The sequence below is a fragment of the Burkholderia sp. AU31624 genome, assembly GCF_020420065.1.
Taxonomy (GTDB): domain Bacteria; phylum Pseudomonadota; class Gammaproteobacteria; order Burkholderiales; family Burkholderiaceae; genus Burkholderia.
The window spans coordinates 64373-85129 of sequence record NZ_JAIZRT010000016.1 but is presented as its reverse complement, the minus strand read 5'-3'; the positions used below and the strand labels follow the sequence as shown (position 1 = coordinate 85129).

Genomic DNA, 20757 nt, shown 5'->3' with positions numbered 1-20757 from the left:
GAACCGTGTTTCGCAGCTCGTCAACAACTTTTTACACTACATCGTTGCGACTGCGGGGCTCAACTTCCAGGCCAGTTGTGCGCTCCTGACTCCAGCACACCGCCAACCCTGCTTCCCTCTTCCGCGCCGCGTTTCCGTTAGCGCGAAAGAGGCGTGATTCTAAGCACCCACCCCCGTCTACGCAAGCCCCTTTGTGAAAATATTTTGAAAAAGCCCCCGTGCGCTGGCGCGCACGGGGGCTTGGGGCTCGACGGGCCAAGTGGTGCCACTGACCTACGCGTTGCCGGCAACACTTCCCTCTATATATAGAAGCGCGTCACTTGCCGATCACCGCAGCCTGTAGTTGCTCGACCGGCACCGCGTCGGCCATCGCGGCGTAGCCGGCGTCGCTCGGATGAATGCCGTCCCCACTATCGTATCGACGCTGCAGCACGCTCGGGCGCGCCGGATCGCGCAGCACAGCATCGAAGTCGACCACGCCATCGAACCCGCCACCACTCCGGATCCACCGGTTCACCTCGAGCCGGATCGCCTCGCGCCCCTCCGGCAGCCCGGCTGGCGTCAGCGTCGCGCCGAAGACCTTCACGCCCTGGCGGTGCGCCGCTTCAATCAGCCGGCGGTAGCCGTCGATCAAAGATGCAGCCGTGACCTGCGTATGCGGGTGGTCGCAATCGAGCCCCGCGCGCGGCGGCATCGCGGCGAAGTTGATGTCGTTGATCCCGATCAGCACGATCGCCGCCTTCACCCCCGCGCGCGACAGTGCATCACGCTCGAACCGCGACGCCAGCGACGTGCCGTAGCACGCCGAATCGCTGAGCAGCCGGTTTCCGCTGATACCAAGGTTCGCGACGCCGATCGACTCCACGCCAGAAGCGGTCAGCCGACGCGCTAGTGCGTCCGGCCAGCGGCGATTCCGGTTCACGCTCGAGCGCAGTCCGTCGGTGATCGAATCGCCGATCGCCGCTACGCTGGCGCGCGCCGAACCAGCCTCGACCGCGAACTCGCTCACCCATGCGTATTGGGTAAAACGGGTGCGGAACGCGGCGGCGCCCGGATCACTCACGTGATCACCCGGTGCAGACACGTAATTGAACTGGTTCGACACGCGGTGCCAGACCGTCATCCGCTGATTCGCCCCGATCTGGAGGCTGATCGCATACGGCCGCCCGGCCGCCACATCGATCGCCACCGGATCGCTTTCGAGTTCCTGGCGCGGCGCAAGCGTCACCGACGCCTTGCCGCCGAACCGAACCGGCGCCACCGCACCAGCAAGCGCCGCCCCGTCGCCTGCGCGCGCGAGACTCGCCGCCTCGACGACCAGCGGCGCACGGCCGTAGGCATTGCTGACGCGGATCCGCGCGGCACGCCCCGACACCGTCGGATAGACGATCTGGCGCACGGCCCGCCCGGACACGTCGGGCGCACGATAAAGCGGCGGCGGTGCGGCAAGGTCGGGGATCGGCTGCAGCGCGGTCGCCCACGCCGCCACCCATCCAGCCGGCGCGGCCGAGGCCGAGGCCACGAGCGGCGAGACAAAGACGGCGGCACCCAGCACTGCCGCGGCGATACTGCTTCGAAATGACATCGGCAAAATCCTCGTCGAAAGCGGGCATTGTGCCGCAGAAGACGCGAACCCCACGCGCCGGATCGCCGTCACGCCGCCCGATCGCGCCCCGACGCCTCTCGTTTACCCGAGTCTCGCCGCAAATCCGCAAGAAATATATTAACCGACCGGTCGGTTGGTTTATACTTCGCACACATTCAACCGGACGAGAGCTTCGCCATGTACACGCAATCCCTCGACATCCCAGGCAACGTCGCGCCGCTCGACGCCGCAGCCGAGTCGCCCGAGCAGGCGCGGTTCGATGCGGTCATGGCCGCCGACGGCAAGATCGAACCGCAGGACTGGATGCCCGATGCCTATCGCAAGACGCTGGTTCGCCAGATCTCGCAGCACGCGCACTCGGAAGTCGTGGGCATGCTGCCCGAAGGCAACTGGATCTCTCGCGCGCCGAGCCTGAAGCGCAAGGCGATCCTGCTCGCGAAGGTCCAGGACGAAGCCGGTCACGGCCTCTATCTTTATAGCGCGGCCGAAACGCTCGGCGTATCGCGCGATTCGCTGATCGACGCACTGCTCGCCGGCAAGGCGAAATACTCGAGCATCTTCAACTACCCGACGCCCACCTGGGCCGACGTCGGCGTGATCGGCTGGCTCGTCGACGGCGCCGCGATCATGAACCAGATCCCGCTGTGCCGCTGCACGTACGGCCCGTACGCGCGCGCCATGATCCGCGTGTGCAAGGAAGAATCGTTCCACCAGCGCCAGGGCTTCGACGCGCTGCTGTCGATGATGAAGGGCACCGACGCGCAACGCGCGATGGTCCAGCAGGCCGTGAACCGCTGGTGGTGGCCGGTGCTGATGATGTTCGGCCCGAGCGACGCCGATTCGGTCCACAGCAACCAGTCCGCGAAATGGGGCATCAAGCGGATCTCGAACGACGATCTGCGGCAGAAGTTCGTCGACGCGACGGTCGACCAGGCGAAGGTGCTCGGCGTGACGCTGCCCGACCCCGACCTGAAGTGGAACGAGGCGCGCGGCCATCACGACTACGGCACGATCGACTGGGACGAATTCTGGCGCGTGGTCAACGGCGACGGCCCGTGCAACAAGGAACGCCTCGCGACCCGCGTGAAAGCGCACGAGGACGGCGCATGGGTGCGCGAAGCCGCACTCGCCCACGAAGCCAAGCGCCGCGCCCGCGCCGAACAGCACGCTGCCTGAGCGGCGGCACACCATCGAATTCAGGATTGAGGAGAAAGTGATGAACAAGGAATGGCCGATCTGGGAAGTGTTCGTGCGCAGCAAGCAGGGGCTCGACCACAAGCATTGCGGCAGCCTGCACGCCGCCGACGCATCGATGGCGCTGCGCATGGCGCGCGACGTCTACACGCGCCGCCAGGAAGGCGTGAGCATCTGGGTGGTGCCGTCGGCGGCCATTACCGCGTCCGATCCGAACGAGAAGGCGGAGCTGTTCGAACCGGCGGGCGACAAGATCTACCGTCACCCGACGTTCTACACGCTGCCCGACGAAGTCAACCACATGTAACGCCCGCGCCATGACGATCACGCCCGAACACCTCTCCTATGTGCTGCGCCTCGCGGACAACACGCTGATCCTCGGTCAGCGCAACGCCGAATGGTGCGGCCACGGCCCGATCCTCGAGGAAGACATCGCGCTCACCAACATGAGCCTCGACCTCATCGGCCAGGCGCGCATGCTGTATACGCACGCGGCCGAACTCGAGCGCCAGCTCACCGGCGCGACGAAGACCGAAGACGACTACGCGTACTTTCGCACCGAGCGCGAGTTCGCGAACTTCACGCTCGCCGAGCTGCCGCACTATGGCCCGATCGCCGGCACCGCGCGCGCCGATAACGATTACGCGGTGACGATCGTGCGCAACTTCCTGTACTCGGCGCTGATGCTGCACGTGTGGACCGCACTCGAAACGTCGACCGACACGCAGCTCGCCGCGATCGCCGCGAAATCGGTAAAGGAAACCCGCTATCACGTGCAGCATGCACGCGAGTGGCTGGTTCGCCTCGGTGACGGCACCGACGAATCGCACCGCCGCGCGCAGAACGCGCTCGACTACCTGACGCCGTACACGCGCGAATTCTTCGCTGCCGATGCAATCGACGACGCGGTCGCCGCCGCGGGCATCGCCCCCGCGCCGGCCACGCTCGAAGCAGCATGGCGCGCGGACGTGGACGACGCGCTCGCGGAAGCGACGCTCACGCTGCCGGCCCCCGTGCAGCATGTGACGACCGGCAAGCAGGGCGAGCACTCGGAGCACATGGGCTACCTGCTCGCGGAACTGCAGAGCCTCGCACGCCAGCATCCCGGCGCGAGCTGGTAACCGGCCGCCCCCACGCCCAACGGAGCCCGACGATGTCCGTCCAGACCGCCCCCGCCAACGCCGTGCCCGTCGCGCGCCACGCCGACCCGCTGCTCGCCCGTGCCTGGGACGTGCTCGAAGCCGTGCCCGACCCCGAGATCCCGGTCGTGTCGATCCGCGAACTCGGCATCCTGCGCGACGTCCGCCTCGGAGACGACGGCCAGCTCGAGGTCGTCATCACGCCGACCTACTCGGGCTGCCCGGCCATGTCGCAGATCGCGGAGGACATCGCCGCCGCGCTGCAGGCCGCGGACCTTCCGCCGCACCGGATCGAGACAGTACTCGCGCCCGCGTGGACGACCGACTGGATCACGCAAGAAGCACGCGACAAGCTGCGCGCGTACGGCATCGCGCCGCCGGTCGGCCAGTGCGGCACCGCCGCGCCGCGGGAAAACGTCGTGCGCTTCGTGCCGCGACCGGTCGCGGCACCCGCGTGCCCGCGCTGCGGCTCCGCCCGTACCGAGCGTCTCGCGCAATTCGCGTCCACGGCCTGCAAGGCGCTGTATCGCTGCGTCGACTGCCGCGAACCCTTCGACTACTTCAAACCTTATTAATCGATATGGCGACCCCGCAATTTCATCCGCTGCGTATCCGCGACGTGCGGCCCGAGACCGCCGACGCCGTCACCGTCTCCTTCGACGTGCCGCCCGAGCTGCGCGATGCGTACCGCTTCACGCAGGGCCAGTTCGTCACGCTGAAGACCCACATCGACGGCGAGGAAACGCGCCGCTCGTATTCGATCTGCGTCGGGACGACGGACTACGATCGTGACGGCGAACTGCGCATCGGCATCAAGCGGGTGCGCGGCGGCCGCTTCTCGAACTTCGCGTTCGACTCGCTCAAGCCGGGGCACACGATCGACGTGATGACGCCGGACGGCCGGTTCTTCACGCACCTGAACGCCGATCACGGCAAGCAGTACGTCGCGTTTTCAGGCGGCTCCGGCATCACGCCGGTGCTCGCGATCGTGAAGACGACGCTCGAACTCGAGCCGCGCAGCACGTTCACGCTGATCTACGGCAACCGCAGCGTCGACGCGATCATGTTCGCGGAGGAGCTCGAGGACCTGAAGAACCGCTACATGAACCGCTTCGTCCTCTATCACGTGCTGTCGGATGACCAGCAGGACGTCGCGCTGTTCAACGGCGTGCTCGACCAGGCGAAATGCGCGGAATTCCTCGACACGCTGATGCCGGCCGACGCGATCGACGAGGCGTTCATCTGCGGCCCCGCGCCGATGATGGATGCAGCCGAGGCCGCGCTGAAGGCGGCCGGCGTGCCGCAGGCGAAGGTGCACGTCGAGCGCTTCGGCACGCCGCTGCCGCAAGCCGGTGCGCCGGTCGTCGAAATCACCGACAAGACCCCGGCCGCCGACCTCGAAATCGTGCTCGACGGCAAGAAGCGCAAGCTGCGCCTGCCGTACGAAGGCGTGAGCCTGCTCGACATCGGCCTGCGCGCGGGCCTCGCGCTGCCGTACGCGTGCAAGGGCGGTGTGTGCTGTACGTGCCGCGCGAAGGTGCTCGAGGGCGAAGTGCGGATGGAGAAGAACTACACGCTCGAAGAGCATGAAGTGAAGGACGGCTTCGTGCTCACGTGCCAGTGCCACCCGGTCAGCGACAAGGTCGTCGTGAGCTACGACGAGCGTTGAGCGACGTCGCGTCGCGGCGCCGGGCGGTTTCTCGCCGTCACACATCTCGCTTACACTAGGGGCCGCCGGCCGGCTGGACATCGCAACGTCCGCCCGGCCGGCGGTTTTCTTTTGTTGACGACAGGCCGATGAGTACCATTCATGTGATTCAGGGCGGCACCGCCGCCGCGTCGCTGCACGAGGCACTCGCGCAAGCCGGACGCGACGAGCGCGTCGTCGGATTGCTCGACGATCTCGGCGTCGGGCCGCTCAAGGGCGCCGACGAGACGCCCGACACGCGCGCCGCCTTCTGGCAGCGCGTGCTCGGCGACCAGATTCCCGACTGGAACGCGGAGATCGAAGGCGAGTTCGCGCGCCTCGACCAGCTCGCGACGGATACCGGCCAGGTGGTCGTATGGCATGCGCCGAGCGTCGGCGACAAGCTGCTGCTGCGCCGCGTCGCCTATCACCTGCGCAACGTCCCGCAACGCCTGAACGAAGTGCGTCTGTCGGCCGCCGATCTCGACTCGGCCCAGCGCGCGGCGCTATCGCGCACCGACCAGGCGTGCGCGACCGGCATGTTCTCGCCGGCCGAGCTGGCGCGCAAGCGCCCGGTGGCCGCGCCAATCTCGGTGCTGCGCATCGGCCGCCTCGCGCTCGAATGGCAGGAGGCGAAGCACCTGAACGCCGAGCTGCGCTACTGGGTCAGCAACACCATCAAGAGCGGCTACTATGAGGACCTCGACGCGCTGATCGTCGCGCGCGCGGAAACCGCCTGGCGGCCCGCGGCGCGCCTCGTCGGCAGCATCATGGCCGACGCCGACCGCGGCGGGCTGTTCGTCAGCGACTCGATCGCCTGGTGGCGCTGCCGCGAACTCGCGGCGGCCGGCCGGCTCGAGCTGCAGGACGACGCGCCCGACGCCCTCTCTTCCACGCAGGTGCGCGCGGCCCGCACGGCCACCCCGCACCGCTAATCTTCCCCATTCGACCATGGCCCGTACCCGAGCGCCCGACCACGAATCCCAGCGCGAGCAGATCCTCGATCTGGCCGCCGAGAAATTCGCGCAGACGAGCTACCCGAGCACGTCGATGTCCGATCTCGCGACCGCGAGCGGCACGTCGAAGGCGCGCCTCTATCACTATTACGAGAGCAAGGAAGCGATCCTGTTCGACCTGCTCGACCGCTACACGAAACGGCTGATGCTGATCATCGCCGAGGTCGAAGGGGCGAGCCAGCGACGCGGCCTCAGCGAGCGCGACGCGTTCGCCGAGCTGGTGCGTGCGTTCCTCGCCGAATACGAGACGTCGCACAGCCGGCACGTCGCGCTGCTCAACGACGTGAAGTATCTCGAGGACGCGCAGCGCGAAATCGTGCTCGACCGCCAGCGCGACATCGTCGCGGCGTTCACGCGGCAGCTCGCACGCGCGTATCCGGACCGCATCTCGAAGGAAAACCAGACGTCCGTGACGATGATGGTGTTCGGGATGATCAACTGGACGTTCACATGGCTGAAGCCCGGCGGCCGCCTCGGCTACCGCGACTTCGCCGAGCAGGTGATCGACCTGATCGAGCGCGGGCTGTCGACGGCCGCCTGAATGACGCGCAGCAGCAAGCGTTGCGCGACGGGCACACTGCGGCTGCCCGCCGCGCATTTCATATGATGAATTTTAAATTCGCTTAAAATCAATAGCTTAGAGAATGAACTAAGCGGTTTTAGAATTTCCCCTCAGCACAAATAACGTCAAATACGGGTTTTCCCCAACCTCGCTCGGGTAAAATGCTGTTGCATTGCACAACCCGCTTGTGCACCCACACTGAGGAACCCACGATGAACACGCAATTCAACGGCCCTGCCGAAGTTGTCGGCACGGTCGGCAGTGCGCCGGTTCTCGTCAGGGAACTGGCTTCCAAAGACCGTGAGCAGATGCTCACCCACTTTCTCTCGCTTGACGAAGAGGACCGCCTGCTGCGCTTCGGCCAGATGGTGCCCGACCACGTGATCGAGAATTATGTCCGCACGATCGACTTCGGCCGCGACACCGTGTTCGGCGTGTTCGACCACGACCTCGAACTAATCGGCGTCGGCCACCTGGCCTACCTGCCGGCCGAGGGCGACAAGCGCACGGCCGAATTCGGCGTGTCGGTGCTCGAAAGCGCACGCGGCCGCGGCGTCGGCTCGAAGCTGTTCGAGCGCGCGGCGATCCGCAGCCGCAACACGCACGTGACGATGCTGTACATGCACTGCCTATCGCGTAACGCGACGATGATGCACATCGCGAAGAAATCCGGGATGCGGATCGAGTACGCGTACGGCGAAGCCGATGCGTACCTGTCGCTGCCGCCGGCCGACCACTCGACGATCATCGCCGAGATGCTGCAGGAGCAGGCCGCGGTGTTCGACTACGCGATGAAGCGCCAGGCGCGCCGCACCACGAAGTTCATCGAATCGCTGATGCCCGCCGCGCTGACGGCGTAACTTCAGCCAGCCGGGCCGCGCCTGCCGCGCGCCCGGCCCCTCCCTTCCCCGCCGCGCACTAGCGCACCGAACGAATCGGCAACGCCGTCGTCTCCTTGAAGCATTCGAGCGAAAAGCTCGTCTTCACGTCGATCACCGACGGGTGATGCAGCAGATGCTCCTGCACGAAGCGGGAGAAATGCGCCATGTCCTCGACCTGCACGCGCAGCAGGTAATCCATGTCCCCCGTCATCGCGTGGCACGCGACCACTTCCGGCCAGGTCTGCACGGCCGCGCGAAACAGCTCCGCATGGGTCGCGCCTGCGCGCGCCGACGTTTCGTCGGCCCGCGCCGGCGCCAGGCCGCCACGCTTCTCGAGCCGCACGCTCACGTACGCGAGCAGGTCGAGCCCGAGCTTCTGCGGATCCAGCAGCGCGACATAACCGGTGATCACGCCGATTTCCTCGAGCCGCCGGATCCGCCGCAGGCACGGGCTCGGCGACAGGTTCACGCGCTCGGCGATCTCCTGGTTCGACAGGCGCCCGTTCTCCTGAAGAATCGCGAGAATCCGCCGGTCGATGGCATCCAATTCGGCTTGCGCCATCTTCTGCCCTCCAATGAATGATTTGAGACGGGAAATTGCGCCATCGTAGGTTCGGGCAATTAAGTTCGCAAGTTTACGCTCGCGGCTGCCCGCTACACTTTGTCGCACGTACCGATGCGTCGCGCACGCCACCGCGTGCGCGACGTTCGACATCGAACCAGGCCGGGCCTGCGCACGTCGCCCCGGCCGATCGCCCCCACAGGAGACACGCCATGCAGATCCCGAACTGGGACAACCCCGTCGGCACCGACGGCTTCGAATTCATCGAATACACGGCACCGGACCCGAAAGCGCTCGGACAACTGTTCGAACGGATGGGTTTCACCGCGATCGCGCGCCACCGCCACAAGGACGTGACGGTGTACCGCCAGGGCGACATCAACTTCATCATCAACGCCGAACCCGATTCGTTCGCACAACGCTTCGCGCGCCTGCACGGCCCGTCGATCTGCGCGATCGCGTTCCGCGTGCAGGACGCCGCGAAGGCGTACCAGCACGCGCTGGAACTCGGCGCATGGGGCTTCGACAACAAGACCGGCCCGATGGAGCTGAACATCCCGGCGATCAAGGGCATCGGCGATTCGCTGATCTATTTCGTCGACCGCTGGCGCGGCAAGAACGGCGCGCAACCGGGCGCCATCGGCGACATCAGCATCTATGACGTCGACTTCGAGCCGATCGCCGGCGCGAACCCGAACCCGGTCGGCCACGGCCTCACCTACATCGACCATCTGACGCACAACGTGCATCGCGGCCGCATGCAGGAATGGGCCGAGTTCTACGAACGCCTGTTCAACTTCCGCGAAGTGCGCTACTTCGACATCGAAGGCAAGGTGACGGGCGTGAAGTCGAAGGCGATGACGTCGCCGTGCGGCAAGATCCGCATCCCGATCAACGAGGAAGGCTCGGATACGGCCGGCCAGATCCAGGAATACCTCGACGCGTACCACGGCGAAGGCATCCAGCACATCGCGCTCGGCGCCGCCGACATCTACCAGGCGGTCGATGGCCTGCGCAGCAAGGAAGTGAAGCTGCTCGACACGATCGACACGTATTACGAACTGGTCGACCGCCGCGTGCCGAACCACGGCGAATCGCTGGACGAACTGAAAAAGCGCAAGATCCTGATCGACGGCGCACGCGACGACCTGCTGCTGCAGATCTTCACCGAAAACCAGATCGGGCCGATCTTCTTCGAGATCATCCAGCGCAAGGGCAACCAGGGCTTCGGCGAAGGCAACTTCAAGGCACTGTTCGAATCGATCGAACTCGACCAGATCCGCCGCGGCGTCGTACAGGACAAGGCCTGACGCATCCGGCGGGCGGCTGCCCGGGGCAACCCGGCAGCCCGCACGATCCGGCGGCGCAAAAAAAAGGGCGGGAATCCTCGGATTCCCGCCCTTTTTGCATTCCGGCGCGGCCCGCAGGCCGCGCGAGCGGATCAACGCGCGTTCGCCTTCGACTCGACGGCGCGCTCGGCCGACGGCTGCGCGACGGCGTCCTGGGCCGGCACGATCTGCTGCATCTGCGCGCCGGCGGCCGCCAGTGCGCTCGCGCCTCGCGCGTGCACCGGGCCGGTCATCGAGAAAAACGCGGCGGACACGATCAGGAAACTCTGGATATGACGTGTGTTCATTGCACCTCCTGTAAAACTGCCGGCGCCTCCCCGATTGCGTCGAAACAAGCCAACGCGACCGGGCACCTCCGGCAGGCCGACAAGATTAACGGCGTTTGCACGAAGATGGGGCCGGCTTTACATGCTTTTACATGATGTAACGCATGGTTCCGCCCTGTTTTTCTGATGCGCCGCCGCAATTCCCCCGCGTTCCAACCGATGGGCGGCGGGTTTGCCCCAGTGCTACCATCGCTTAAAACCGGCCAATATGCCGGCCACTGCAGACGCGTCCACAAGACGCCCGAAGCAGTCGAGTTTTGGTGATCCCAAACTGGGTGGAGGAGACAGTTAATGAATGCCCCGCTAGACGCAGGCCAACGCGCATCGCTAGAAGCCGCGCTGAAGTCCGTCACGCTTGACGACAAATACACACTGGAACGCGGCCGCGCGTACATGAGCGGCATCCAGGCCCTCGTGCGCCTGCCGATGCTCCAGCAGGAACGCGATCGCGCCGCCGGTCTCAATACCGCCGGCTTCATCTCCGGCTATCGGGGTTCGCCGCTCGGCGGTCTCGATCTGTCGCTCTGGAAAGCCAAGCAGCACCTGGCCGCCCACCAGATCGTCTTCCAGCCCGGCCTCAACGAAGATCTCGCCGCCACCGCCGTGTGGGGCTCGCAGCAGGTGAACCTGTACCCCGGCGCGAAGCACGACGGCGTGTTCGGCATGTGGTACGGCAAGGGCCCGGGCGTCGACCGCACGGGCGACGTGTTCAAGCACGCAAACTCGGCCGGCTCGTCGCAGCACGGCGGCGTGCTGGTGCTCGCCGGCGACGACCACGCGGCGAAATCGTCGACGCTCGCGCACCAGTCCGAACACATCTTCAAGGCCTGCGGGCTGCCGGTGCTGTTCCCGTCCAACGTGCAGGAATATCTCGATTTCGGCCTGCACGGCTGGGCGATGAGCCGCTACTCGGGCCTGTGGGTCGCGCTCAAGTGCGTGACGGACGTGGTCGAATCGTCGGCATCGGTCGACATCGACCCGCATCGCACCGAGATCGTGCTGCCGACCGACTTCATCCTGCCGGAAGGCGGGCTGAACATCCGCTGGCCCGACCCGCCGCTCGTGCAGGAAGCACGGCTGCTCGACTACAAGTGGTATGCGGCGCTCGCCTACGTGCGTGCGAACAAGCTCGATCGCATCGAGATCGATTCGCCGAGCGCGCGCTTCGGGATCATGACCGGCGGCAAGGCGTACCTCGACGTGCGTCAAGCGCTGACCGACCTCGGCCTCGACGACGAAACCTGCGCGCGGATCGGCATCCGGCTCTACAAGGTCGGCTGCGTGTGGCCGCTCGAAGCGCAGGGCGCGCAGGCGTTCGCGCGCGGGCTCGACGAAATCCTCGTCGTCGAGGAAAAGCGCCAGATCCTCGAATACGCGATCAAGGAAGAGCTGTACAACTGGCCCGACGGGCAACGTCCGCGCGTGTTCGGCAAGTTCGACGAGAAGGACGGCGCCGGCGGCGAATGGTCGGTGCCGATGGGCAACTGGCTGCTGCCCGCGCACTACGAGCTGTCGCCGGCGATCATCGCGAAGGCGATCGCGACGCGCCTCGAGAAGTTCGAGCTGCCGTCCGACGTGCGGGCACGCATCGCCGCGCGCCTCGCCGTGATCAACGCGAAGGAAATGGCGCTCGCGAAGCCGCACGTGCAGACCGAGCGCAAGCCGTGGTTCTGTTCGGGCTGCCCGCACAACACGTCGACCAACGTGCCGGAAGGCTCGCGCGCGATCGCCGGCATCGGCTGCCACTACATGACCGTGTGGATGGACCGCAGCACGAGCACCTTCAGCCAGATGGGCGGCGAAGGCGTGCCGTGGATCGGCCAGGCGCCGTTCACGGACGAGAAGCACGTGTTCGCGAACCTCGGCGACGGCACCTATTTCCACTCGGGCCTGCTGGCCGTGCGCGCGGCGATCTCGTCGAAAGCGAACATCACCTACAAGATCCTCTACAACGACGCGGTCGCGATGACGGGCGGCCAGCCGGTCGACGGCGTGCTGACGGTGCCGCAGATCACGCAACAGCTCGCGTCCGAAGGCGCGAAGAAGATCGTGATCGTCACCGACGAGCCGGAGAAGTACGACAGCCAGAAGGCGCTGCTCGCGCCGGGCGTGACGATCCATCACCGCGACCAGCTCGACGACGTGCAGCGCGAGCTGCGCGAGATCGAAGGCACGACGATCCTGATCTACGACCAGACCTGCGCGACCGAGAAACGCCGCCGCCGCAAACGCGGCACGTACCCGGACCCGGCCAAGCGCGTCGTGATCAACGACGCGGTGTGCGAAGGCTGCGGCGACTGCTCGGTGCAGTCGAACTGCCTGTCGGTCGAGCCGCTGGAAACCGAATTCGGCACGAAGCGCCAGATCAATCAGTCGAGCTGCAACAAGGACTTCTCGTGCGTGAAGGGCTTCTGCCCGAGCTTCGTCACGGTCGAGGGCGGCCAGCTGAAGAAGCCGAAGGCCGTGTCGGTCGACGGCAACGCACTGCCGCCGATCCCCGAACCGACGCTGCCGGACATCGACCGCGCATACGGCGTGCTCGTCACGGGCGTCGGCGGCACGGGGGTCGTCACGATCGGCGCGCTGCTCGGGATGGCCGCGCACCTGGAAAACAAGGGCGTGACCGTGCTCGACGTCACCGGCCTCGCACAGAAGGGCGGCGCCGTGATGAGCCACGTGCAGATCTCGCACGCGCCGACCGACATCCACGCGACGCGGATCGCGATGGGCGAAGCCGACCTCGTGATCGGCTGCGACGCGATCGTCACGGCCGGCGACGAATGCACGTCGCGGATGCGGCACGACACGACGCGCGTGGTCGTCAACAGCGCGCAGACGCCGACCGCCGAGTTCATCAAGAACCCGAACTGGTCGTTCCCCGGCCTGTCCGCCGAGAACGACATCCGCGCGGCGGCAGGCGAAGCCGTCGATTTCATCGACGCGAACCGCTTCGCTGTCGCGCTGCTCGGCGACGCGATCTACACGAACCCGTTCGTGCTCGGCTACGCATGGCAAAAGGGCTGGCTGCCGTTGACGCTCGCGTCGCTGGTCCGCGCGATCGAGCTGAATGCGGTATCGGTCGAGAAGAACCGCGCGGCCTTCGACTGGGGCCGCCGCGCCGCGTACGACCTGGCGAGCGTGAAGCAGGCCGCGGCCGGCGACGCGCGCCCCGTGCAAGGCGCCACGGTGATTTCGCTGCACACGAAGAAGGCGGTCGACGCCCTGATCGCGAAGCGCGTGGAATTCCTCACCGCGTACCAGAATGCCGCGTACGCAGCACGCTATGCGGCGTTCGTCGACAAGGTGCGCGCGGCCGAGCGTGCGCTGGCGGACGGCGACACGGTGCAGGAGCAACTGACCGAAGCGGTCGCGCGCAACCTGTTCAAGCTGATGGCGTACAAGGACGAATACGAGGTCGCGCGGCTGCAGTCCGATCCGGCGTTCCTCGCGCGCCTGACCGCGCAGTTCGAAGGCGACTGGAAGCTGAAATTCCACCTCGCGCCGCCGCTGTTCGCGAAGACGGACGCCCACGGCCATCTCGTGAAGAAGGCGTACGGCCCGTGGATGATGTCGGCGTTCCGGCTGCTCGCGAAGGCGAAGTTCCTGCGCGGCACGGGGCTCGACCCGTTCGGCCGTACCGACGAGCGTCGCACCGAGCGCGCGCTGATCGGCGAGTACGAAGCGCTGATCGGCGAGGTGCTCGCCAAGCTGAACGCGGCCAACCGCCCGCTCGCCCTCGAGCTCGCGGCGCTGCCGGACGGCATTCGCGGCTATGGCCACGTGAAGGAGAACAACCTGCGCGCGGTACGGGTGAAGTGGGACACGCTGCTCGCGAAATGGCGCTCACCGGCCGGCGGCCAGTCGCACCAGCAGGTCGCGTAACGGCACGCGGCGGGCATTCGCGGCCGGATGCCCGCTGGTGAGCGGCTATCCGCTCACGTCGCTTCACGAAAAAAAACGCCACGGAACGCAGGTTCCGTGGCGTTTTTCATTGCGCCGCGCGTGAAGCGCGGCACACGCGGACGTGGACTTACTTCGTGTTCACGTTCGCGGCGGCAACGGCCGTCATGTTGATGATCCGGCGCACGGTCGCGGCCGGCGTCAGGATGTGGGCCGGCTTCGCCGCGCCGAGCAGGAACGGGCCGACCGTCACGCCTTCGCCGCCGACCATCTTCAGCAGGTTGTACGCGATGTTCGCCGCTTCGACGTTCGGCATGATCAGCAGGTTCGCCTCGCCCGACAGCGTCGTGCCGGGGAAGGCCTGCTTGCGGATCAGTTCCGACAGCGCCGCGTCGCCGTGCATTTCGCCGTCGACTTCCAGGTTCGGCGCACGTTCGACGATCAGCTTGCGGGCTTCGCCCATCCGGCGCGACGACGCCGACGGCGCGCTGCCGAAGTTCGAGTTCGACAGCAGCGCAGCCTTCGGCACAATGCCGAAGCGCTCGATCTCGGCCGCGGCCTGGATCGTCATGTCGGCGAGCTGTTCGGCGCTCGGCAGCTCGTTCACGTACGTATCGCACACGAACAGGTTGCGGCCCGGCAGCATCAGCAGGTTCATCGCCGCGAAGTGCTCGGCGCCCTTCGCACGGCCCAGCACCTGCTCGATGAACTTCAGGTGGCTGTGGAACGTGTCGATCATCCCGCAGATCATCCCGTCCGCGTCGCCCAGATGCACGAGCATCGCGCCGATCAGCGTGTTGAACTTGCGCATCGCGGCCTTCGCGACTTCCGGCGTCACGCCGTCGCGCGCGCCGATCTCCTGATACGCCTGCCAGTAGCGGTGGTAGCGCGCATCGTCTTCCGGATCGACGATCTCGAAATCGGTGCCGGCCTTCAGCTTCGAGCCGATCTTCGCGAGGCGCATGTCGATGACCGACGGACGGCCGACGAGGATCGGCTTCGCGATCTTTTCCTGCAGCACGAACTGCGCGGCACGCAGCACGCGCTCGTCTTCGCCCTCGGCGAACACGATGCGGGCCTGCTTCTGCTTCGCGGTGGCGAACACCGGACGCATCACCATGCCGGTGCGGTAGACGGTCGCGCCGAGCTGCTCGCGGTACGCGTCCATGTCCTGGATCGGGCGGGTGGCGACGCCCGAATCCATCGCGGCTTGCGCGACGGCCGGCGCGATCTTGATGATCAGGCGCGGGTCGAACGGCTTCGGAATCAGGTAGTCCGGCCCGAATTCGAGCGAGTGGCCTTCATACGCCTTCGCGACTTCCTCGCTCTGGTCGGTTTCCTGCGCCAGCTCGGCGATCGCGCGCACGCACGCGAGCTTCATTTCTTCCGTGATCGTCGTCGCGCCGACGTCGAGCGCGCCGCGGAAGATGAACGGGAAGCACAGCACGTTGTTGACCTGGTTCGGGTAGTCCGAACGGCCCGTCGCGACGATCGCGTCCGGACGCACGGCCTTCGCGTCTTCCGGACGGATTTCCGGTTCCGGGTTCGCGAGCGCCAGGATCAGCGGGCGGTCGCCCATCGTCTTGACCATGTCCTGCTTCAGCACGCCCGCGCTCGAGCAGCCGAGGAACACGTCCGCGCCGACGATCGCGTCGGCGAGCGTGCGTGCGTCGGTGGTCGCCGCATAGCGCTGCTTCGACGGATCGAGGTTGCCGCGCCCTTCGTAGATCACGCCCTTCGAATCGGCGACGAGGATGTTCGACTTCGTCAGGCCGAGGTTCACCAGCAGGTCCAGACACGCGATCGCTGCCGCGCCCGCGCCCGAGCACACGAGCTTCACTTCGGACAGCTTCTTGCCGACGACCTTCAGGCCGTTCAGGATCGCGGCCGACGCGATGATCGCGGTGCCGTGCTGGTCATCGTGGAAGACGGGGATCTTCATGCGCTCGCGCAGCTTCTGCTCGATGTAGAAGCATTCCGGCGCCTTGATGTCCTCGAGGTTGATGCCACCGAGCGTCGGCTCGAGCATCGCGATCGCCTCGACGAGCTTGTCGGGGTCGGACTCCGACAGTTCGATGTCGAACACGTCGATGCCCGCGAATTTCTTGAAGAGGCAGCCCTTGCCTTCCATCACCGGCTTCGCGGCGAGCGGGCCGATGTTGCCGAGGCCGAGCACGGCGGTGCCGTTCGTGATCACGCCGACGAGGTTGCCGCGCGACGTGTACTTCTGCGCGTCGAGCGGATCGGCGTGGATCGCTTCGCACGCTGCGGCGACGCCCGGCGAATACGCGAGCGACAGATCGAGCTGGTTCGACAGCGGCTTGGTCGGGGTGACCGAAATCTTGCCGGGTTTCGGATTCAGGTGATAAGCGAGTGCGGCCTGCTTCAGTTGTTCGTCCATGATTGACCTGCGAGAGACATGCGAAATATTGACGGTTCAGTACGCAGCACCTTCGGCCGCGTCTGCTTGAATCGAGGGGGTGGTCGACTGCGAGACGGCACGCGACGCGCCGGGTCGGCACGCCATCGAACCTTGGCGGGTGGCAAGAGGAAAGTACAAAGTACTGAACGATTTCTAAGGGCCGCCTAGTGTACACCCCCTAAATGACGCATGTTGGTGCAGCGCCGCATCCTCCGCATCAGCGTGCGAGCGATCCGACCCCGCTTGTTTCGCCGGTGGTGAGCCGCGCGGCGAACCCGCGCGAATTCCGCCGAAAACCGGCCTGAATCGGGTAAAATAGCGGGCTACGCGCGCAGCGATGCGATTGGCCCTCCGATCGCGCCCCGGCCCCCTGGGCAGGTTCCCCTTGCTGCGCCACCGGGCCCGCGCCCGCTCTTCGCTCATCACCCAAGGAATGCCCATGACAGGCTACGATCGTCAGTCGATCTCGGATACGACCGCCAAAATCCTGCTCGAAGTACAGGCAGTGCACTTCAACGCAGAAAAACCGTTCATCTTCACGTCCGGCTGGGCAAGCCCCGTCTATATCGACTGCCGCAAGCTGATTTCGTATCCGCGCGTGCGCCGCGCGCTGATGGAAATGGCTGAAACGACGATCACGCGCGATATCGGCTTCGAGCAGATCGACGCGGTGGCGGGCGGCGAAACGGCCGGCATCCCGTTCGCGGCCTGGATCGCCGACCGGATGATGGTGCCGATGCAGTACGTGCGCAAAAAGCCGAAGGGTTTCGGCCGCAACGCGCAGATCGAAGGCCATCTGGAAGAGGGCTCGCGCGTGCTGCTGGTGGAAGACCTGACGACCGACAGCCGCAGCAAGATCAACTTCGTCAACGCGCTGCGCACCGCCGGCGCGACGGTGAACCACTGCTTCGTGCTGTTCCACTACAACATCTTCAAGGAAAGCGTGTCGGTCCTGAAGGACATCGACGTCGACCTGCACGCGCTCGCCACGTGGTGGGACGTGCTGCGCGTCGCGAAGGCCTCGGGCTACTTCGAGACGAAGACGCTCGACGAAGTCGAGAAATTCCTGCACGCACCGGCCGAGTGGTCGGCTGCGCACGGCGGCGCAACGTCCCCGAAGGACTGACGCCGCGCCGGCCCGCCGGCCGGCGTCCTGGCTGAACGAGCCGCCCGCTTCATCGCGGGCGGCTTTTTTTCGTCCGTCGAATTTGCGTCCGCCGATTCGTGCGGGAAACGATCGCGACCTCGCGTCGCGGCGTGCATCGCTCATCGAACCCTAATGCTAGACTTGATCCATCGCTGCCATCAGCTGCGCAGGCAACGCACTACGCCAACAATGCCGGACGCATCGGTCCGGCCCACGTGACGGGAGAAGCGCCATATGCGTGTGGATCGCCGGATCACTCCGCCTGCGCCATCGGGTCGCCCGTCGCCGTTCCTCGCCGCCCTCCTTTACGCCGCCGCCCTCTCCGCCCTGCCCGCGCATGCGGAAGGCCCGTTCACCGTGACGAGCGACGACCTGACGCCGGGCGGGCGCGTCCGCGCCGCGAACGTGTTCGACCGCGGCGACTGCAAGGGCGGCAACCACTCGCCGCAGCTCGCCTGGCACAACCCGCCGGCCGGCACGCGCGGCTATGCGGTCACGGTCTTCGATCCCGATGCGCCGGGGCACGGCTGGTGGCACTGGGCGGTGGCGGGCATTCCGGCGACGGTCACGAGCCTGCCCGCCGACGCGAGCGCGTCCGGGTTCCTGCGGCGCATCGGCGCGAGCGAGGCGCGCAACGACTTCGGGATCGACGGCTACGGCGGCCCGTGCCCGCCGCCGGGCAAGCCGCACCGCTACGTGATCACCGTCTATGCGCTCAAGGGCGACGACCTGCGCGTCGCGCAGGGCCGCCCCGCGCCGATGTTCGAACACGAGATCGGCACGCTGGCGATCGGTACCGCGCAACTCACGGTCAACTACGGGCAGTAACGCGCATGGGGCGCCAGGCATCGCACGCCACCGCGATTGCCGGCCGCCGCGAAATGGTGTTCTCCGCGCTCACGCGTTCTCCCGTCATTTCGGCTTGCTAGACTCGTCGTCACCGGTCGCGGCGCCATGCCGCGGATCCGTCGCGCCGCCCACCGGCGACGCGTGACGCGGCGAGCCTGCGGTCCGCCGTTCCCGTTCCTTTCCGGAGAACGCTTCATGTCGAACATCGTCATCGTCTATCACAGCGGCTACGGTCACACGCAGAAACTGGCCGAGGCCGTGCACGCGGGCGCGCAGGACGCCGGCGCGACCGTGCGCCTGCTCGCCGTCGGCGACGTCGACGACGCGGGCTGGGCCGCGCTCGACGCGGCCGACGCGATCGTCTTCGGCGCGCCGACCTACATGGGCGGCCCGTCGGCGCAGTTCAAGCAGTTTGCCGACGCGACGTCGAAAGCGTGGTTCACGCAGAAATGGAAGGACAAGATCGCCGCGGGCTTCACGAACTCCGCGACGATGAACGGCGACAAGTTCTCGACGATTCAATATTTCGTCACGCTGTCGATGCAGCATGGGATGGTGTGGGTCGGCACGAGCCTGATGCCGGCCAACTCGAAGGCGGCCACGCGCAACGACATCAACTACCTGGGCGGCTCGACGGGCCTGCTCGCGCAGTCGCCGGCGGATTCGACGCCCGACGAAGGCCCGCTGCCGGGCGACCTCGAGACCGGCAAGGCATTCGGCCGGCGGGTTGCCGAAGCGACCGCCCGGTGGGTCGCCGGCCGCGGCTGAGCCTGCCCTGGCGCCCGCTCCGGCGGGCGACATAGGGACACAAGACGGCCCGCCGGCCGTCTTTTTTTCGCCCCGCGCGGTGCAGGCACGCCGGATGACGTCTTAAAATGGCGGATTCAGGGCGCGGGCCCCCGTTTCATTCAGTGAGAGCGAAATGAGCACCAAAGTTTTTGTCGACGGCCAGGAAGGCACGACCGGCCTCAAGATCTTCGAATACCTGTCGGCACGCAGCGACATCGAGATCCTGCGCATCGATGAAGCGAAGCGCAAGGACGTCGAAGAGCGCCGCCGCCTGATCAACGCGTCGGACGTCACGTTCCTGTGCCTGCCGGACGTTGCATCGCGCGAATCGGCGTCGCTCGTCGAGAACCCGAACACGACGCTGATCGACGCGAGCACCGCGTTCCGCACCAGCGCCGACTGGGCGTACGGCCTGCCGGAACTGACCCGCGCGCAGCGCGAGAAGATTCGCACGTCGAAGCGCATCGCCGTGCCGGGCTGCCACGCGTCGGCCTTCGTGCTCGCGATGCGTCCGCTCGTCGATGCGGGCATCGTCGCACCGACGTTCGCCGCGCACAGCTACTCGATCACCGGCTACAGCGGCGGCGGCAAGGCGATGATCGCCGACTATGAAAACGCCACGCCGGGCGGCAAGCTCGCGAGCCCGCGCCCGTACGCGCTCGGCCTCACGCACAAGCACCTGCCGGAAATGGCCGCGCACACGGGCCTCGCGAACCCGCCGATCTTCACGCCGATCGTCGGGCCGTTCCTGAAGGGTCTCGCGGTGACGACCTACTTCACGCCCGAGCAGCTCGCGAAACGCACGACGCCGCAGGACGTGCAGCGCGTGTTCGCCGAGTACTACGCGGACGAAGCATTCGTGCGCGTCGCCCCGTTCGATGCGGACGCGAACCTCGACGGCGGCTTCTTCGACGTGCAGGCGAACAACGACACGAACCGGGTCGACCTGTTCGTGTTCGGCAACGCGGAGCGCTTCGTCACGGTCGCGCGCCTCGACAACCTCGGCAAGGGCGCATCGGGCGCCGCGATCCAGTGCATGAACCTGAGCATCGGCGCGGCCGAGGACGCAGGTCTCAAACGCTGATTCAGCATCGCATGCAATGCAAAGCCGGCCACTGGCCGGCTTTTTATTTATCCCTGTCAGGCAATATATAAAAAATTCCGGATCGCGCATTTACAAATATTTACAAGCTTTCAATTGCGCGATTACCAGTGAATTAATCCCGCCCCTTCTTTATCCAGTCAATCCCGAATAGGGATAAACCGGATACCGCCGCTTTAAACGCTGCCGTTATACGCAGGAAGGCGCCGCGCCGGCCTGTCCGGCG

General features: G+C 66.3%; 18 protein-coding genes. 14 read left to right on the top strand and 4 right to left on the bottom strand.

Translation table 11 applies throughout. From position 1 onward, the window contains the following. Positions 1–316 precede the first annotated feature (316 nt). Positions 317–1585, bottom strand: coding sequence for an SGNH/GDSL hydrolase family protein (locus LGM89_RS36635; protein ID WP_226275777.1), 1269 nt, complete (start codon positions 1583–1585; stop codon positions 317–319). Positions 1586–1783: 198 nt separating this feature from the next. On the opposite strand from LGM89_RS36635, the gene paaA reads away from it, so the two are divergent. From paaA to LGM89_RS36595, 8 genes are all read left to right on the top strand, one after another. Beyond that, a complete protein-coding gene (gene paaA / locus LGM89_RS36630) occupies positions 1784–2782 on the top strand; it encodes a 1,2-phenylacetyl-CoA epoxidase subunit PaaA (RefSeq protein WP_069246920.1) in 999 nt (332 codons plus the stop codon). 40 nt (positions 2783–2822) lie between these two features. Then, positions 2823–3107 carry a 1,2-phenylacetyl-CoA epoxidase subunit PaaB gene (gene paaB, locus LGM89_RS36625; protein WP_089439024.1) on the top strand — a complete coding sequence of 95 codons (285 nt, stop codon included), beginning with the start codon at positions 2823–2825 and terminating at the stop codon, positions 3105–3107. A gap of 10 nt (positions 3108–3117) precedes the next feature. After that, complete coding sequence (gene paaC / locus LGM89_RS36620; RefSeq protein WP_226275773.1) at positions 3118–3921, top strand: 1,2-phenylacetyl-CoA epoxidase subunit PaaC; 804 nt, start codon at positions 3118–3120, stop codon at positions 3919–3921. A 32-nt stretch (positions 3922–3953) separates the two neighbouring features. Next, positions 3954–4514 (top strand): 1,2-phenylacetyl-CoA epoxidase subunit PaaD, encoded by a 561-nt coding sequence (gene paaD, locus LGM89_RS36615; protein WP_089493930.1) that lies wholly within the window; start codon positions 3954–3956, stop codon positions 4512–4514. A gap of 5 nt (positions 4515–4519) precedes the next feature. Then, on the top strand, positions 4520–5608 hold the full coding sequence (gene paaE, locus LGM89_RS36610; RefSeq protein ID WP_226275771.1) for a 1,2-phenylacetyl-CoA epoxidase subunit PaaE: 1089 nt from the start codon (positions 4520–4522) through the stop codon (positions 5606–5608). Positions 5609–5736: 128 nt separating this feature from the next. Continuing rightward, positions 5737–6561, top strand: coding sequence for a DUF1835 domain-containing protein (locus LGM89_RS36605; RefSeq protein WP_226208076.1), 825 nt, complete (start codon positions 5737–5739; stop codon positions 6559–6561). A gap of 16 nt (positions 6562–6577) precedes the next feature. Continuing rightward, positions 6578–7183, top strand: coding sequence for a TetR/AcrR family transcriptional regulator (locus tag LGM89_RS36600; protein ID WP_006482923.1), 606 nt, complete (start codon positions 6578–6580; stop codon positions 7181–7183). 233 nt (positions 7184–7416) lie between these two features. Continuing rightward, complete coding sequence (locus LGM89_RS36595) at positions 7417–8064, top strand: GNAT family N-acetyltransferase (protein WP_039366876.1); 648 nt, start codon at positions 7417–7419, stop codon at positions 8062–8064. Positions 8065–8122: 58 nt separating this feature from the next. Here the strand turns inward: LGM89_RS36595 and LGM89_RS36590 are convergent, their stop codons facing one another. Further along, positions 8123–8647, bottom strand: a complete 525-nt coding sequence (locus LGM89_RS36590; RefSeq protein ID WP_059608511.1) for an Lrp/AsnC family transcriptional regulator — start codon at positions 8645–8647, stop codon at positions 8123–8125. A 212-nt stretch (positions 8648–8859) separates the two neighbouring features. On the opposite strand from LGM89_RS36590, the gene hppD reads away from it, so the two are divergent. Continuing rightward, positions 8860–9957 carry a 4-hydroxyphenylpyruvate dioxygenase gene (gene hppD, locus LGM89_RS36585; protein ID WP_089439018.1) on the top strand — a complete coding sequence of 366 codons (1098 nt, stop codon included), beginning with the start codon at positions 8860–8862 and terminating at the stop codon, positions 9955–9957. A 131-nt stretch (positions 9958–10088) separates the two neighbouring features. Here hppD and LGM89_RS36580 read toward each other — a convergent pair whose 3' ends face one another. Beyond that, positions 10089–10283: a hypothetical protein gene (locus tag LGM89_RS36580; protein WP_046547411.1), complete on the bottom strand. Its 195-nt coding sequence runs from the start codon at positions 10281–10283 to the stop codon at positions 10089–10091. Positions 10284–10613: 330 nt separating this feature from the next. Here LGM89_RS36580 and LGM89_RS36575 point away from each other — a divergent pair, with 330 nt between their 5' ends. Beyond that, positions 10614–14204 carry an indolepyruvate ferredoxin oxidoreductase family protein gene (locus LGM89_RS36575; protein WP_226275769.1) on the top strand — a complete coding sequence of 1197 codons (3591 nt, stop codon included), beginning with the start codon at positions 10614–10616 and terminating at the stop codon, positions 14202–14204. Between the two features lie 148 nt (positions 14205–14352). On the opposite strand, the gene LGM89_RS36570 is transcribed toward LGM89_RS36575, so the two are convergent. Further along, the gene (locus LGM89_RS36570; protein WP_089493925.1) at positions 14353–16623 is read right to left on the bottom strand and encodes an NADP-dependent malic enzyme; all 2271 of its coding nucleotides are present in this window, start codon (positions 16621–16623) and stop codon (positions 14353–14355) included. Between the two features lie 460 nt (positions 16624–17083). Between LGM89_RS36570 and LGM89_RS36565 the strand changes: the two genes are divergently transcribed. From LGM89_RS36565 to argC, 4 genes are all read left to right on the top strand, one after another. Further along, on the top strand, positions 17084–17770 hold the full coding sequence (locus LGM89_RS36565; protein WP_011350651.1) for an orotate phosphoribosyltransferase: 687 nt from the start codon (positions 17084–17086) through the stop codon (positions 17768–17770). A 255-nt stretch (positions 17771–18025) separates the two neighbouring features. Next, a complete protein-coding gene (locus tag LGM89_RS36560; protein ID WP_089493924.1) occupies positions 18026–18619 on the top strand; it encodes a YbhB/YbcL family Raf kinase inhibitor-like protein in 594 nt (197 codons plus the stop codon). Positions 18620–18835: 216 nt separating this feature from the next. After that, positions 18836–19408 (top strand): flavodoxin family protein, encoded by a 573-nt coding sequence (locus LGM89_RS36555; protein ID WP_039366855.1) that lies wholly within the window; start codon positions 18836–18838, stop codon positions 19406–19408. A 154-nt stretch (positions 19409–19562) separates the two neighbouring features. Further along, positions 19563–20513: an N-acetyl-gamma-glutamyl-phosphate reductase gene (gene argC, locus LGM89_RS36550; RefSeq protein WP_089493923.1), complete on the top strand. Its 951-nt coding sequence runs from the start codon at positions 19563–19565 to the stop codon at positions 20511–20513. Positions 20514–20757 lie beyond the last annotated feature (244 nt).